14 protein-coding genes are annotated in these 14,004 nt (G+C 66.6%); 11 read left to right on the top strand and 3 right to left on the bottom strand.

Annotated features, from left to right (window positions below; all coding sequences use genetic code 11):
* Positions 1 to 134: 134 nt before the first annotated feature.
* Positions 135 to 401 carry a hypothetical protein gene (locus MTDSW087_RS01635; RefSeq protein ID WP_144759220.1) on the top strand — a complete coding sequence of 89 codons (267 nt, stop codon included), beginning with the start codon at positions 135 to 137 and terminating at the stop codon, positions 399 to 401.
* Between the two features lie 76 nt (positions 402 to 477).
* The gene (locus tag MTDSW087_RS01630; protein WP_144759218.1) at positions 478 to 813 is read left to right on the top strand and encodes a hypothetical protein; all 336 of its coding nucleotides are present in this window, start codon (positions 478 to 480) and stop codon (positions 811 to 813) included.
* A gap of 271 nt (positions 814 to 1,084) precedes the next feature.
* Here the strand turns inward: MTDSW087_RS01630 and MTDSW087_RS01625 are convergent, their stop codons facing one another.
* Positions 1,085 to 1,765 carry a response regulator gene (locus tag MTDSW087_RS01625; protein WP_144759216.1) on the bottom strand — a complete coding sequence of 227 codons (681 nt, stop codon included), beginning with the start codon at positions 1,763 to 1,765 and terminating at the stop codon, positions 1,085 to 1,087.
* A 530-nt stretch (positions 1,766 to 2,295) separates the two neighbouring features.
* On the opposite strand from MTDSW087_RS01625, the gene MTDSW087_RS01620 reads away from it, so the two are divergent.
* From MTDSW087_RS01620 to MTDSW087_RS01610, 4 genes are all read left to right on the top strand, one after another.
* On the top strand, positions 2,296 to 2,970 hold the full coding sequence (locus MTDSW087_RS01620) for a YidB family protein (RefSeq protein ID WP_144759214.1): 675 nt from the start codon (positions 2,296 to 2,298) through the stop codon (positions 2,968 to 2,970).
* Positions 2,971 to 3,085: 115 nt separating this feature from the next.
* Positions 3,086 to 3,241 carry a hypothetical protein gene (locus tag MTDSW087_RS30680; RefSeq protein WP_238178920.1) on the top strand — a complete coding sequence of 52 codons (156 nt, stop codon included), beginning with the start codon at positions 3,086 to 3,088 and terminating at the stop codon, positions 3,239 to 3,241.
* 60 nt (positions 3,242 to 3,301) lie between these two features.
* Positions 3,302 to 4,144, top strand: coding sequence for a GNAT family N-acetyltransferase (locus MTDSW087_RS01615; protein ID WP_238178918.1), 843 nt, complete (start codon positions 3,302 to 3,304; stop codon positions 4,142 to 4,144).
* 132 nt (positions 4,145 to 4,276) lie between these two features.
* Complete coding sequence (locus tag MTDSW087_RS01610) at positions 4,277 to 4,729, top strand: ASCH domain-containing protein (RefSeq protein ID WP_144759212.1); 453 nt, start codon at positions 4,277 to 4,279, stop codon at positions 4,727 to 4,729.
* A gap of 2 nt (positions 4,730 to 4,731) precedes the next feature.
* On the opposite strand, the gene fabF is transcribed toward MTDSW087_RS01610, so the two are convergent.
* Positions 4,732 to 5,991 carry a beta-ketoacyl-ACP synthase II gene (gene fabF / locus MTDSW087_RS01605; RefSeq protein WP_144759210.1) on the bottom strand — a complete coding sequence of 420 codons (1,260 nt, stop codon included), beginning with the start codon at positions 5,989 to 5,991 and terminating at the stop codon, positions 4,732 to 4,734.
* 88 nt (positions 5,992 to 6,079) lie between these two features.
* Positions 6,080 to 6,319 (bottom strand): acyl carrier protein, encoded by a 240-nt coding sequence (locus tag MTDSW087_RS01600; RefSeq protein ID WP_066926221.1) that lies wholly within the window; start codon positions 6,317 to 6,319, stop codon positions 6,080 to 6,082.
* A 484-nt stretch (positions 6,320 to 6,803) separates the two neighbouring features.
* On the opposite strand from MTDSW087_RS01600, the gene carB reads away from it, so the two are divergent.
* From carB to trxB, 5 genes are all read left to right on the top strand, one after another.
* Positions 6,804 to 10,277, top strand: a complete 3,474-nt coding sequence (carB, locus tag MTDSW087_RS01595) for a carbamoyl-phosphate synthase large subunit (protein WP_144759208.1) — start codon at positions 6,804 to 6,806, stop codon at positions 10,275 to 10,277.
* A gap of 95 nt (positions 10,278 to 10,372) precedes the next feature.
* Positions 10,373 to 10,849 (top strand): transcription elongation factor GreA, encoded by a 477-nt coding sequence (gene greA, locus MTDSW087_RS01590; protein ID WP_186383706.1) that lies wholly within the window; start codon positions 10,373 to 10,375, stop codon positions 10,847 to 10,849.
* A gap of 14 nt (positions 10,850 to 10,863) precedes the next feature.
* Positions 10,864 to 11,424 (top strand): hypothetical protein, encoded by a 561-nt coding sequence (locus MTDSW087_RS01585; protein WP_186383707.1) that lies wholly within the window; start codon positions 10,864 to 10,866, stop codon positions 11,422 to 11,424.
* Between the two features lie 205 nt (positions 11,425 to 11,629).
* On the top strand, positions 11,630 to 12,661 hold the full coding sequence (locus tag MTDSW087_RS01580) for a mitochondrial fission ELM1 family protein (protein ID WP_144759204.1): 1,032 nt from the start codon (positions 11,630 to 11,632) through the stop codon (positions 12,659 to 12,661).
* Between the two features lie 144 nt (positions 12,662 to 12,805).
* A complete protein-coding gene (gene trxB / locus MTDSW087_RS01575) occupies positions 12,806 to 13,783 on the top strand; it encodes a thioredoxin-disulfide reductase (protein WP_144759202.1) in 978 nt (325 codons plus the stop codon).
* Positions 13,784 to 14,004: the final 221 nt, after the last annotated feature.

Raw genomic sequence — 14,004 nt, 5'->3', positions numbered from 1 at the left:
CTTGGAATCCCTGCCGGGGCTTGGAATCCCTGCCGGGGCTTGGAATCCCTGCCGGGGCTTGCACCCGCCGCGCCCGGGTGGTCTGCCCCAGCCCGAGGCCGGCTTCGGGCTCGTATCGGGAGATCGTCTGTTCCGTGGTGGCACTGCTCGCCGGCCTCTGGCCGGGACTGGCCGGGGCGCTCGTCCTCGGCCTCGGCATCGGCGCCCTCTGGGGCTGGCCGCACCGCGCGGTGCCGGCCGCGCTCGGCCTCGCGCTCGCGGTGCTGGCGGCGCTCGCGCTCTCCGGCGCGGTGCCGGGCCGGGCGGGGCTGTTCGTGGAGAGCGGGGCCCTGATGCTCGCGGCCTATCTCGCCGGCTGCGCGCTCGGCAGCCTCGCCCATGGCGGGCTCCACCGGAACTAACCGGTGCGCCTCCCGCGTTCTGTCTTCGAGAGGAGTCGCCGAGCGGCTCGCCAGCCAAGACAGTCACGGGCAGCACATGACGCATCACGACAGGATCGGCCGGCCCCTCCGGCCCCGGGCGGGCAACCTCGCCACCGCCCTGTTCCTCGCGAGCCTCGCCGCCACCGCGCTCGGCGCGCGCTTCGTCGGAACCGCCGAGGCGCAGACGCTCGCCAACGCCAACGACCAGCCGACGGCGAGCACCCTGCCGCCGGAGACTTCCACGGTGCAGGCGCATCCGGAAGCCGCGCACAAGCGCAACAACGGCGTCTCGCCCCCGCGGGCGCTCAAGCCCGCGACCCCGGTGGTCGGCTCGGGCGGACGGGTGAACCCGAAGGACCACCTGCCGGGCTCGATGCGCAGCGGCGGGTGAGGGGGGCGAGGGTTCAGGATAGGGCGCGTTTCCCCTCCCCCTCGCGGGGAGGGGTCAGTGGTGGGGGCGGCGCAGGATCGAGCGTTTCGGTGCCTTCTGCACCACCCCCACCTCCGGCTCCTCCCCATCCAGATCGGGCCTGCCCGATCTGGACAGGCAAGGACAGATCTCGGGCAAGCCCGAGATCTGTGGGGAGGAGAGGCCCGGCGTGGATCGAAGCGACCACTCCGGACAATTCCCGATCCTCATCCCAGCCCTCTCCCGGCGCCCCTCACGTCCCCATCTCGTTGAACCACCCCTGCAGCGCGGCGTATTGGACGATCTTCGAGCGGCTGTAGATGTCGAGCTTGCCGCTGGCGCGGCTCTTGTAGGTCTCCACCGATTTGGCGGTGAGGCCGAGCTGCCCCGCCACCTCCTTGTTGGTGTAGCCGAGCGCGATCAGCCGGAAGACCTCGCGCTCGCGGTCGGTGAGGGTGAGGGTGCCGCGGGGCTGGCCGCGCCGGGTGCGCGGGCCGAAGCCGGCGACGATCATGTCGGTCGCCACCGAGGGGTCGAGGTAGAAGCCGCCGCTGCGCACCGCGTGCAGCGCCTGGAGCAGGCAATCCGGCGGCGAGCGCTTCGAGACGAAGGCGCGGGCCCCGGCCTGCACCGTCTCGCGCACGAAGCTCGGCGAATCCTGCAGGCTCGTCACCACCACCTGCATGGCCGAGGCGTCGTGCCGGAGATGGCGCAGGGTGGCGAGGCCGCGCATGCCCGGCGCGGCGATGTCGATGATCGCGATGTCGGGCCGCACCCGGTGGGCGATCTCGAGGATTTCGGCGCTCGAACGCGCCTCGTGGATCAGGTCGTAGCCGGCGAGGTCGTCGACCACCATGCGTAGGCCGAGCAGGTAGATCGGTTGGCTGTCGGCGAGCAGAAGCGTGGGGGTGAGGTCGTTCGGAGCAGCATGCATGCCGAAAGAGTTCCTGTCTCTCGCGTGGACCCCTCGGGAGGCGCGGGTCCGGGCGGAGAGAGCCGGCCCCGCGGCGGCGCTGGTCAGCGCCGGCCGGATCGGACCGGCAGTTCCGGAGGGTCAGGCTCCTGGGCATGGGGATGGCGCGGCGGAGCGGCGGCTCGGACGGTCGGCGGCTTCGCATCCACGGGCAGGGCCTCCCCTCGGCGGCACGCGGCGCCCGCCCGCCCCGTCGCGGGCACCTGGACGCCGTGCAAGCTTCGGCGGGCCCATGTCTTCGGGATACGGCGAAGCTCAAGGATCGAACGGCCGCCCGGAATATCCGTTCCGCTCAAGCCGCTCTGCATAAGCACTAGATCTAGGTTAGAACCGAGTGCGTAGTTCTTACGGATGGGCGACCGTGAGGTTGGCGCTGGCGCCGCTGCGCGCCCGGGCGGCCCCGCGTCGATCCGGCCCTCCGCGACGCAACCCGCCCCCATGCCTGACCGTTAACCGAGCCGGGCCGCTGGAGGCCCCGGCGGGAGGACGGCATGGGACTGCTCGATTCGGTGATCGGCGGAGTGCTCGGTCAGGTGCTCGGCGGCGGCCAGGGCCGCGGCGGCGCCATGTCGCCGCTGGTCAAGGCGCTGCTCATGCTGCTCCTCGCCAAGGGCGCGAGCGGCGGCTTCGGCGACATTTTTGGGCGCGGCCATGGCGGCGAGCCGGGCCCGGACGCCGACCGCTCGGAGCCCGGCCGCCCGGCCCCCGAGCCCCGCGGCGCCCCGGGCTCCGGCGGCTGGGACCAGGACGGGGCACGGCGCGATTCGAGCCTGCCCCCCGGCGATTTCAGCGACCTCTCCGGCATGCTCGGCGGCCCCGGCGACGCGCCCGAGCGCGATCCCGGTGCCGGCCAATACGCCCATCTCGACCGCGAGCCGGGCGACCGGCCCGATCTCGGCGGCCTCGACAGCCTGATCGACGGATTCCGCAAGAGCGGCCTCGGCGACGTGATCGAATCCTGGGTCGGCCACGGCCAGAACCGCGCGGTGCAGCCGAACCAGCTCGCCCAGGCGCTCGGTCCCGACACCCTGGGGACGCTGGAGCGTGCCACGGGGATGGACCGTGACACGCTGCTCTCGCAGCTCACCCAGGTGCTGCCGCAGGTGATTGACGGGCTCACGCCGCAGGGGCGGGTGCCGGGGGAGGGGGAGCGGCGGGGGTGGTAACGGATCTATCGCAGACCTCTCGAAATTTGCCATCTGAGGTTGATTTGAACTAAAAATCACACTTGAAGTTCGATGAAAGACTCCCCATCTGTTGAAGAGAAAAGGGGAGATTGGAATGCCTGAGACTTTGCGTCGGACCTTCTTCAAGAATGTTGATTTATCTGACCCATTCTTTGATAGCCTCAAAAATCAATATGAGGAATTTCCCGATTGGTTTGCGCGAAAAGCGGAAGAGCCTGTTTATGTGATAGATTCAGATGAGGAAGGTTGAATAAGGGGATTTATTTATCTTAAGGTCGAAGAAGGGGAAATTGCTGATGTCGAACCGACTTTGCCAGCTGCAAGAAGAATAAAAGTCGGAACATTGAAAATTGATGCTCATGGGACAAAGCTGGGTGAAAGAGTCATCAAGAAAATATTCGACCACGCCTTAGACCAAGATGTAGAAGAAGTTTACGTTACTGTATTTAGTGATCATGAATCTTTGATCAGGCTATTCAAAAGATATGGATTTAATGAGCATGGAGTAAAAGAAACTGCTAATGGGAAGGAGATTGTTCTAGTTCGGAATTTAGATCAACCAGAGTATGATATAATCAAAGACTATCCGCTGATAAATGTCGAAGATGCGCGGTTCTATTTGCTAGCTATTTATCCTGATTATCATACTAAGCTTTTTCCAGACTCAATTTTGAGAAATGAAAGGCATCATATTGTCGAGGATGTATCGCATACCAACACTATACACAAAATTTATATTGCTGAACTTGCTCTGACGAGATTGAAGCATGGTGATGTTGTTATTATCTATCGAACGACAGATATCCCAGGCCGCGCTCGATACCGTTCGGTCGTAACTTCTATTTGTGTAGTTGAAGAAACAAAGACTAGAAAAGATTTTGCAACAGTAGAAGCTTTTATCGAATATGCGAGGCCACACAGTGTATTTACGGAAGATGAGTTGAGGGACTGGTATTCCGATCCGGCGAAGCGGTTATTTGCAGTAAAAATGACATACAACGCGGCTCTACCCAGAAGGCCTATCAGAGACGTGTTGCTGAATGAGGTCCAAATCTCGGAGCAGCCTCGCTGGGATCTGCGTGGCATTACTCGACACCAGTTCGATAAAATTGCGGAGCTTAGCGAATTAAATGAGCTACTTATTATGGAATAGCTGAATATAGCTATCCACGGAAATAAAATGCTCCGTGGATAGCTGTGCAAAGCCTGAATTCTAGGTTGAGAATCGAAAGGAGTCGAGTCTACGAACATCAGCGAAGCGGAACTTGTCGGTATGGGTAAGTGCATGAAAGCAGTCGAGATCTCAGCCAGTGAGGCGATGGATTCGCATGCTCTCATCAATACGCTTTCGAAAAGTTACCCGGACCACGCAATATGCGAAAGAAGCTATTTTAAGCTACTTGACAATTACATAAACAATGTATTTGACTGCTCCAAAACAACTACGATCAGATATTCTCCTAACAAGTTAGAATATCCAACTGACAAATGTCTTCCTTTAATTAAAGTCGAAACAAATAAAAATTTATCAAAAGAAGAATTGATTGGCGACGTTCTTGTCACTCGTCTTTGCTATAAGGCGTTTGGAGATCTCGATGAATGCGATGCATTGAATGACGGGTTTGCTTCAGAACAAGATTTGAAAAATGAACTCAGAAGAATCTATGGAGATATTAAAGATCGAGAGATGGTCTCGATCTTTTTCATAGCACCCCATCGGGTGTTTGAGTCGGAATAGATTCAAACCCGCCGCATCACCAGCGACGCATTCGTCCCACCGAACCCGAACGAGTTGGACAGAGCCACATCGACCCGCTTCCGCTTCGCCTCGTGCGGGACGAGGTCGATGCTGGTCTCGACGCTGGGATTGTCGAGGTTGAGGGTCGGCGGCAGCACGCCGTCGCGGATGGTGAGGATCGAGAAGATCGCCTCGACGGCGCCCGCGGCGCCGAGCAGGTGGCCAATGGCCGACTTGGTGGAGGACATCGAGGCCTTGGCCGCAGAATCGCCGAGCAGGCGCTCCACCGCCTTCAGCTCCAGCTCGTCGCCCATGGGCGTCGAGGTGCCGTGGGCGTTGATGTAGTCGATCTGGTCGGGCGAGATGCCGGCGCGCTTCACGGCGGCCGTCATGCAGCGATAGGCGCCGTCGCCGTCCGGGGAGGGCGAGGTGATGTGGTAGGCGTCGCCCGAGAGGCCGTAGCCGATCACCTCGGCATAGATCTTGGCGCCGCGCGCCTTGGCGTGCTCGTACTCCTCCAGCACCACCACGCCCGCGCCCTCGCCCATGACGAAGCCGTCGCGGTCCTTGTCGTAGGGGCGGGACGCCTTGGTCGGCGCCTCGTTGAAGCCGGTGGAGAGGGCGCGGCAGGCGGCGAAGCCCGCGAGCGAGAGGCGGTTGACCGGTGATTCGGCCCCGCCGGCCACCATCACGTCGGCATCGCCGAAGGCGATCAGACGGGCCGCGTCGCCGATGGCGTGGGCGCCGGTGGAGCAGGCGGTGACGACCGCGTGGTTCGGGCCCTTCAGCCCGTGCGCGATCGAGATCTGGCCCGAGGCCAGGTTGATGATGCGGCCCGGGATGAAGAAGGGCGAGACGCGGCGCGGGCCCTTCTCGTGGAGCGTAATCGAGGCGTCGTAGATGCCGCCGATGCCGCCGATGCCGGAGCCGACGAGCACGCCCGTGGCGCACTGGTCGTCGTGGGATTTCGGGTGCCAGTCGGCGTCGTCGAGCGCCTGGGTGGCCGCCGCCATCGCGTAGACGATGAAGGGATCGACCTTCCGCTGCTCCTTCGCCTCGACATAGGCGTCGGCGTTGAAGGTGCCGTCGCTGCCGTCGCCGAGCGGGATCTGGCAGGCGATCTTGCAGGCGAGATCGTCCGTCTCGAACGAGGAGACCTTGGCCGCCCCGCTGTCGCCCGCGATCAGACGGCTCCAGACGTGCTCGACACCGCTGCCGAGCGGCGTGACCATGCCGAGACCCGTGACGACCACCCGCCGCATCGCAATATCCCGTGCTCGTCCAAAAACGAATAACGGCGCGCGGGGCGATTGGCCCCGTCCGCGCCGCGATTTTTGTGGGCCCGGCGCCTCAGGCGGCCGAGTTCTTCTCCAGGAACTTCACCGCGTCCCCGACCGTCTGGATGGTCTCGGCGGCGTCGTCCGGGATCTCGACGTTGAACTCCTCCTCGAAGGCCATGACCAGCTCGACGGTGTCGAGGCTGTCGGCGCCGAGGTCGTCGATGAAGTTGGCTCCCTCGACCACCTTCTCGGGCTCGACGCCCAGGTGCTCGACGACGATCTTCTTCACGCGCTCAGCGATATCGCTCATCGTTTCCGGTCCTCGTCTTCTTGTCTGTCGTCGTCTGTCGTGGTGAAGGCGCTTCGGGCCCGAATGGGCCCTGCCGAACCGGCCGTGAGCCGCGCGAGCCGCGTGAAACCGCTCGCGCCGCGGCCCCTGGCCCGCGGGGTGTGCTTGGACTGTTATCCCGCGGAACCGTCAACCCCCAGTGCCCGCCCCCATTGCCCGGTCGCCGGGGTGTTAACACAGGGTTCCCGCGCTGGCGAGTGGCGGTTCAGGTTTGGTTCATTCGCCTGTGTTGGCGGGGGGTTGCGGCGGTTCCCTCCCCCGTCGCGGACGCATGGGGGCCGCCGCAACCCTGCGGTGCAGGCGCGCGCGGCGGCCTTTTCAAACACCGGCTCTCGCGTGTAAACCCGCGCCCCAACGACATTTCGACCGCCGCGCCCGCCCGCGTGGCCCCGCCGCCGGGGCCGTGCGTGCCCGGGCGCGCGCCCGCGACAATCCAAGGCGACCCATGCCCAAGCGCACCGATATCTCCTCGATCCTGATCGTCGGTGCGGGTCCGATCATCATCGGCCAGGCCTGCGAGTTCGACTATTCCGGCACCCAGGCCTGCAAGGCGCTCCGCGAGGAGGGCTACCGCATCGTCCTGGTGAACTCGAACCCCGCCACCATCATGACCGACCCGGACATGGCGGACGCGACCTATGTCGAGCCGATCACGCCGGAGGTGGTGGCCAAGATCATCGAGAAGGAGCGCCCGGACGCGATCCTGCCCACCATGGGCGGCCAGACCGCGCTGAACTGCGCCCTCTCGCTCCAGAAGATGGGCGTCTTGGAGAAGTTCGGCGTGCAGATGATCGGCGCCACGGCGGAGGCCATCGACAAGGCCGAGGACCGCCACCTCTTCCGCGACGCGATGACCAAGATCGGGCTGGAGACCCCGAAATCGGCCCTCGCCAACGCCTCGGCCGTGAAGAAGGCCGACCGCGAGAAGCACAATGCCGAACTCGCCCGCATCGAGGCGCAGAACGCCGATCCCGAGGCCCGCAAGGCCGCGCTCGCCGCCTTCGAGAAGACGTGGGCCCGGGGCGAATCCGAGCGCCGCAAGCGCTATTCCGAGCACGCGCTCGGCCAGGCGCTGATCGCGCTCGCCGAAGTGGGCCTGCCCGCCATCATCCGCCCCTCCTTCACCATGGGCGGCACGGGCGGCGGCATCGCCTACAACCGCGAGGAGTTCCTCGACATCGTGGAGCGCGGCATCGACGCCTCGCCGACCAACGAGGTGCTGATCGAGGAGAGCGTGCTCGGCTGGAAGGAGTACGAGATGGAGGTCGTTCGCGACAGGAACGACAACTGCATCATCGTCTGCTCCATCGAGAACATCGACCCGATGGGCGTGCATACGGGTGATTCGATCACCGTCGCCCCGGCGCTGACGCTCACCGACAAGGAGTACCAGGTGATGCGCGACGCATCGCTGGCGGTGCTGCGCGAGATCGGCGTCGAGACCGGCGGCTCGAACGTCCAGTTCGCGATCGACCCGGCCACCGGCCGCATGATCGTGATCGAGATGAACCCGCGCGTGTCGCGCTCCTCCGCGCTCGCCTCCAAGGCCACCGGCTTCCCGATCGCCAAGGTCGCGGCCAAGCTCGCGGTCGGCTACACGCTCGACGAGATCGCCAACGACATCACCGGCGGCGCCACCCCGGCCTCGTTCGAGCCGACGATCGACTACGTCGTCACCAAGATCCCCCGCTTCGCCTTCGAGAAGTTCCCCGGCGCCGAGCCGACGCTCACCACCGCCATGAAGTCGGTGGGCGAGGCCATGGCGATCGGCCGGTGCTTCGCCGAATCGCTGCAGAAGGCGCTGCGCTCCCTCGAGACGGGGCTGACCGGCCTCGACGACATCGAGATCGAGGGCCTCGGCAAGGGCGACGACCACAACGCGATCAAGGCCGCCATCGGCACGCCGACCCCGGACCGGCTGCTCAAGGTGGCCCAGGCGCTGCGCCTCGGCGTCAGCCACGAGGAGGTCCACGCCTCCTGCAAGATCGATCCGTGGTTCCTGGAGCAACTCCAGGGCATCATCGACCTGGAGAACCGGGTGAAGGCCCACGGCCTGCCCGCCACGCCCGGCGCCTTCCGCCAGCTCAAGGCGGCCGGCTTCTCCGACGCCCGCCTCGCAGTGCTCGCCCGCACCGATGAGTCCGCCGTGCGCGACGCGCGCCGGGCCTTGAGCGTGCGCCCGGTCTTCAAGCGCATCGACACCTGCGCCGCCGAGTTCAAGTCGCCCACCGCCTACATGTACTCGACCTATGTCGCGCCCTTCGCCGGCGCCGTCGTCGATGAGGCCCTCCCCAGCGACAGGAAGAAGGTGGTCATCCTCGGCGGCGGCCCGAACCGGATCGGCCAGGGCATCGAGTTCGACTATTGCTGCTGCCACGCCTGCTTCGCGCTGTCGGAGGCGGGCTACGAGACCATCATGGTCAACTGCAACCCGGAGACGGTCTCGACCGACTACGACACCTCGGACCGGCTCTATTTCGAGCCGCTGACCGCCGAGGACGTGCTGGAGATCATCGAGACCGAGAACCAGGCGGGCACGCTGCACGGCGTCATCGTGCAGTTCGGCGGCCAGACGCCCCTCAAGCTCGCCCGCGCCCTCGAGGCGGCGGGCGTGCCGATCCTCGGCACCTCGCCGGACGCGATCGACCTCGCCGAGGACCGCGACCAGTTCAAGCGCCTCCTCGACAAGCACGGCCTCAAGCAGCCCAAGAACGGCATCGCCTATTCGGTGGAGCAGAGCCGGCTGGTGGCCGCCGATCTCGGCCTGCCCTTCGTGGTGCGCCCGAGCTACGTGCTCGGCGGCCGCGCCATGGCGATCATCCGCGACGAGACGCAGTTCGCCGACTACCTGTTCGACACCCTGCCGAGCCTGATCCCCTCCGAGGTCAAGGCCCGCTACCCCAACGACAAGACGGGGCAGATCAACACGGTGCTCGGCAAGAGCCCGCTCCTGTTCGACCGCTACCTCTCGGACGCGGTCGAGGTGGACGTGGACGCGGTCTGCGACGGCGCCGAGGTCTACATCGCCGGCATCATGGAGCACATCGAGGAGGCGGGCATCCATTCGGGCGATTCGGCCTGCTCGCTGCCGCCGCGCTCGCTCTCGCCGGAGATCATCGCCGAGCTGGAGCGCCAGACGAAGTCGATGGCGCTGGCGCTCAAGGTCGTCGGCCTGATGAACGTGCAATACGCCATCAAGGACGGCACCATCTACGTGCTGGAGGTGAACCCGCGCGCCTCGCGCACGGTGCCCTTCGTCGCCAAGGTGATCGGCGAGCCCATCGCCAAGATCGCGGCGCGGATCATGGCCGGCGAGAGCCTGCCCGCCTTCGGCCTCAAGCCGAAGACGCTGCCGCACATCGCCGTGAAGGAGGCGGTGTTCCCATTCGCGCGCTTCCCCGGGGTCGACGTGCTGCTCGGGCCCGAGATGCGCTCCACCGGCGAGGTCATCGGCCTCGACGGCGGCTTCGGCGTGGCCTTCGCCAAGAGCCAGCTCGGCTCCGGCACCCAGGTGCCGAAATCCGGCACGGTCTTCGTCTCGGTGCGCGACGCCGACAAGGCGCGCATCCTGCCGGCCATCCGCCTGCTCAAGGATCTCGGCTTCGCGATCCTGGCGACCGGGGGCACGCAGCGCTACCTCGCCGAGAACGGCGTGCCGACCGAGCGGGTGAACAAGGTTCTGGAGGGCCGGCCACACGTGGTCGACGCCATCAAGAACGGCGACATCCAGCTCGTTCTGAACACCACGGAGGGGGCTGGCGCGCTCTCGGACTCGCGGTCCCTGCGCCGGGCGGCCCTCTTGCATAAAGTGCCGTACTACACCACTCTAGCCGGCGCGATGGCCGCGGCCGAGGGGATCAGAGCCTATCTCGAAGGCGACCTCCAGGTCCGCGCATTGCAGGAATACTTCGCGGCCTGAGCCCGCTCGGCCCGCGAACCAAAGAGCCCGACATCTGGCCCGGAGGGAGACCCGCTCCCGACCGGGCCTATTCATTGTGGCGCGAGACGATGAGCATAGACAAGGTTCCGATCACGGTCCGCGGCTTCGCCGCTCTCGAGGAGGAGCTGAAGCACCGTCAGCAGGTGGAGCGCCAGCGCATCATCCAGGCCATCGCGGAGGCGCGCGCGCTCGGGGACCTCTCGGAGAACGCCGAGTACCATGCCGCCAAGGAGGCGCAGTCCCACAACGAGGGCCGCGTTCTGGAGCTGGAGAGCATGATCTCGCGCGCCGAGATCATCGACGTCTCGAAGCTGTCGGGCAGCAAGATCAAGTTCGGCGCCACCGTGAAGCTCGTGGACGAGGACACGGAGGAGGAGAAGACCTACCAGATCGTCGGCGAGCCCGAGGCCGACGTGCGCTCCGGCCGCGTCTCGATCACCTCGCCCATCGCCCGGGCGCTGATCGGCAAGGGCGTCGGCGACACCGTCGAGGTGACGACGCCCGGCGGCGGCAAGTCCTACGAGGTCGTCGGCGTCGAGTATCGCGGCTGAGGTCCTCGATCATGATGGGCAATCGCCGCGGCCGGCTCGCCAGCCTCCTGGCCGCGGGGCTCCTGTCCTTCGGCCTGGCCGGCCTCGCCGCCGGCCCGGCCGGCGCGCAGGCCCCGCCGGCGGGCGTCGCGCCCGACGCCTTCCCGCCGCTGCCCGGCGGCCGCTTCGGCGACGTGCGAGTGGACGTGCGCCCGCTGCTCGCCCGCGGCGGCGGCCTCGAGGCGGAGGCCCTGCGCGCCGACCTCACCGCCGCCCTGCGCCGGAACTTTCGCGACCGCATCGGCGGGCCCGGCCCGATCCTCGTGGGGCGGGTCACCCCCCCGTCGCTGCGCCACTATGCCGGCGGCAGCACCCGCCGCGGCGGCTTCGGCGGGGGGATGCAGAACGACTACCTGGAGGGCGAGGCCCTGCTGGTCGACCGGCGCGGCGCCGTGCTCGGCCGCCACCCGCAGCTCACGGCGACGCCGTCGAGCTATGGCGGGGCATGGTACGAGCCGGGCTCCGAGCGCCGCCGCGTGGCGGCCATCGCGGAGATCTACGCCCAGTGGCTGCGCCGCGACCTGCCGCTGAATTGAGCGCCTGTTTGCCCGCTCCCTCCCATCCTCGGCCTCATCCTGAGGTGCGGCGGAGCAGCCTCGAAGGGGGCCTCCAGAGCGCGCCGAGATCCCTGGAGGGCTCCTTCGAGGGCCGCTGGCGCGGCCACCTCAGGATGAGGGGGATGGATGGGACGAACTGTGCTCTGCGGGCAGATTCCTGCCGATCTTGGTCAGACAGGCTCTGATGTCCGTGTCCGAGCGTAGCGAGATTACGACCGACGCCGCCGAGCGGCCGGCCCCCGACCTCACCGGTCTGCGCGCCTGGATCGTCACCGACGGCAAGGCGGGCGACGAGAACCAGTGCGTCGGCATCGCCGAGACCCTCGGGCTCGATTACGAGCTGCGCCGGGTGCCCGCGCACGGGCCCTTCGGCTGGACGGCGCCCTGGGGGCCGATCGACCCGCGCGAGGGTCCGCACAGCCGCTCCGGCGCGCTGCGGGGACCCTATCCCGAGATCCTGATCGCGTCGGGCCGTCGCTCGGTGCCGTATCTCCGCGCCATGCGCCGCGCCACCGACCGGCGGATCTTCACGGCCTTCCTCAAGGATCCGCGCACCGGGCACGACAGTGCCGACTTCATCTGGGTGCCGGATTACGACGACCTGCGCGGGCCCAACGTCTTCACCACGCTCACCGCGCCCCATCTCGTCACCGCCGCGCGGCTCGCGGCGGCGCGGGCCCGGCCCGATCCGCGCCTTGCCAGCCTCGGCCGGCCCCGCGTGGCGGTGCTGATCGGCGGCGACAGCCGGCATCTCAGCTATCGCAAGGCGGATATGGGCCGCCTCGTGGACAACCTGCGCAAGCTCGCGGATCTCGGCTGCCGCCTGGTTGTCACGGTCTCGCGGCGCACGCCCGATCCCCTGCGGGAGGCGGTGAAGCGGCTCGCGGCCGAGACCGGCGGCTTCCTCTGGGACGGCACCGGCGAGAACCCCTACGTTTCCATGCTGGCGCTCGCCGACGCGGTGGTCGTCACCTCGGATTCGGCCAACATGGTGAGCGAGGCGGCGAGCACCGGCGCCCCGGTCCTGCTGTTCGAGCTGCCCCGTACCTATATCCGCCACCGGCGGATGTTCGCCGGGCTCGCGATCGCGGGGGCACTCCGGCCCTTCACCGGGCAGTTCGAGACCTTGAGCTACAAGCCGATCGACGCGACGCCGCGTATCGCCGAGGCGCTGGCGCGCAGCTATGCTGCGCACAAGGCGGCCCTGGGGGGCTGAGGATTTTTTCGGGTTTCTAAAGGGATCATCCCTTTGGCCGGAAGCCGGAGCTGTTGCCCCGGCGTCTATACCAGGGCTCCGCCCTGGACCCGCCAAAGGGATGATCCCTTTGGAAACCCGGGACATGGGAGATTCGAGGACGACATGGCCCATACCCACGCCAAGCTCGTGATCATCGGGTCCGGCCCGGCCGGCTACACGGCCGCGATCTACGCGGCCCGCGCCATGGTCCAGCCGCTGCTGATCTCCGGCTTCCAGCCGGGCGGCCAGCTCATGATCACCACGGATGTCGAGAACTATCCGGGCTTCGCCGAGGCGATCCAGGGCCCCTGGCTGATGGAGCAGATGCGCCTCCAGGCCGAGCATGTCGGCACTCAGATCGTGTCCGAGTACATCACCAAGGTCGATCTCAAGACCCGGCCCTTCCGGCTGGAGGCCGATTCCGGCGAGACCTATTCCTGCGACGCGCTGATCATCGCCACGGGCGCGCAGGCCAAGTGGCTGGGCCTGCCCTCCGAGGCGAAGTTCCAGGGCGGCGGCGTCTCGGCCTGCGCCACCTGCGACGGCTTCTTCTTCCGCGGCAAGGAGGTGGTGGTGGTCGGCGGCGGCAACACGGCCGTCGAGGAGGCGCTCTACCTCGCCAACATCGCCGCCAAGGTCACGGTGGTGCACCGCCGGGACGGCTTCCGGGCCGAGCGCATCCTGCAGGAACGCCTGTTCAAGCACCCGAACGTCGAGGTGATCTGGAACCACGCGGTGGAGGAGATCTGCGGCGTCGAGAAGCCGGCTCCCAGCGTGACCCATCTGCGCCTGCGCGACGTGACCAGCGGCGCCATCACCGAGCGCAAGGCCGACGGGCTCTTCGTCGCCATCGGCCACCAGCCGGCGACCGCGATCTTCGAGGGCCAATTGCCCATGCGCCACGGCGGCTACCTGACCGTGCGGCCGGGCACGACCGAGACCGAGATCCCCGGCGTCTACGCCGCCGGCGACGTGACCGACGACGTCTACCGCCAGGCCATCACCGCTGCCGGCATGGGCTGCATGGCCGCGCTCGAGGCCGAGAAGTTCCTGGCCAATCTCGAGATCGGCGAGCCGCCGCAGAAGGCCGCCGCGGAGTAGGGGGCGGCCTTCCCTCCGCACGGGACCGCTCTCCTCCCCGCAAGGGGAGGGGACCCGCGCCTATTCCGGGAGGGGCCTGAAGCCCTTCCTCATGTTGGAATTCAGCGTTCCGCCGAAAATCCTTCCGGCTATCAACAAATTTCTCCCTGCGTGGCTTGCGCAGATGCGCGTCCGGAACGCATGTGTCATGTCCTGACCGCAATGCCGCGCTGCCGCATCAG

Origin of the sequence: Methylobacterium dankookense (assembly GCF_902141855.1) — a bacterium.
In the GTDB taxonomy this organism is placed as follows: Bacteria; Pseudomonadota; Alphaproteobacteria; order Rhizobiales; family Beijerinckiaceae; genus Methylobacterium; species Methylobacterium dankookense.
The sequence above is the reverse complement of the archived record's forward strand: the minus strand, read 5'-3'. Positions and strand labels throughout refer to the sequence as shown.

Coding starts and splice junctions, on each gene's coding strand:
- MTDSW087_RS01600 (WP_066926221.1), bottom strand. CDS start 6,319: ATGAGCGATATCGCTGAGCGCGTGAAGAAGATCGTCGTCGAGCACCTG.
- MTDSW087_RS01585 (WP_186383707.1), top strand. CDS start 10,864: ATGGGCAATCGCCGCGGCCGGCTCGCCAGCCTCCTGGCCGCGGGGCTC.
- MTDSW087_RS01610 (WP_144759212.1), top strand. CDS start 4,277: ATGAAAGCAGTCGAGATCTCAGCCAGTGAGGCGATGGATTCGCATGCT.
- MTDSW087_RS01620 (WP_144759214.1), top strand. CDS start 2,296: ATGGGACTGCTCGATTCGGTGATCGGCGGAGTGCTCGGTCAGGTGCTC.
- trxB (WP_144759202.1), top strand. CDS start 12,806: ATGGCCCATACCCACGCCAAGCTCGTGATCATCGGGTCCGGCCCGGCC.
- MTDSW087_RS01625 (WP_144759216.1), bottom strand. CDS start 1,765: ATGCATGCTGCTCCGAACGACCTCACCCCCACGCTTCTGCTCGCCGAC.
- MTDSW087_RS01630 (WP_144759218.1), top strand. CDS start 478: ATGACGCATCACGACAGGATCGGCCGGCCCCTCCGGCCCCGGGCGGGC.
- MTDSW087_RS30680 (WP_238178920.1), top strand. CDS start 3,086: ATGCCTGAGACTTTGCGTCGGACCTTCTTCAAGAATGTTGATTTATCT.
- carB (WP_144759208.1), top strand. CDS start 6,804: ATGCCCAAGCGCACCGATATCTCCTCGATCCTGATCGTCGGTGCGGGT.
- fabF (WP_144759210.1), bottom strand. CDS start 5,991: ATGCGGCGGGTGGTCGTCACGGGTCTCGGCATGGTCACGCCGCTCGGC.
- MTDSW087_RS01580 (WP_144759204.1), top strand. CDS start 11,630: ATGTCCGTGTCCGAGCGTAGCGAGATTACGACCGACGCCGCCGAGCGG.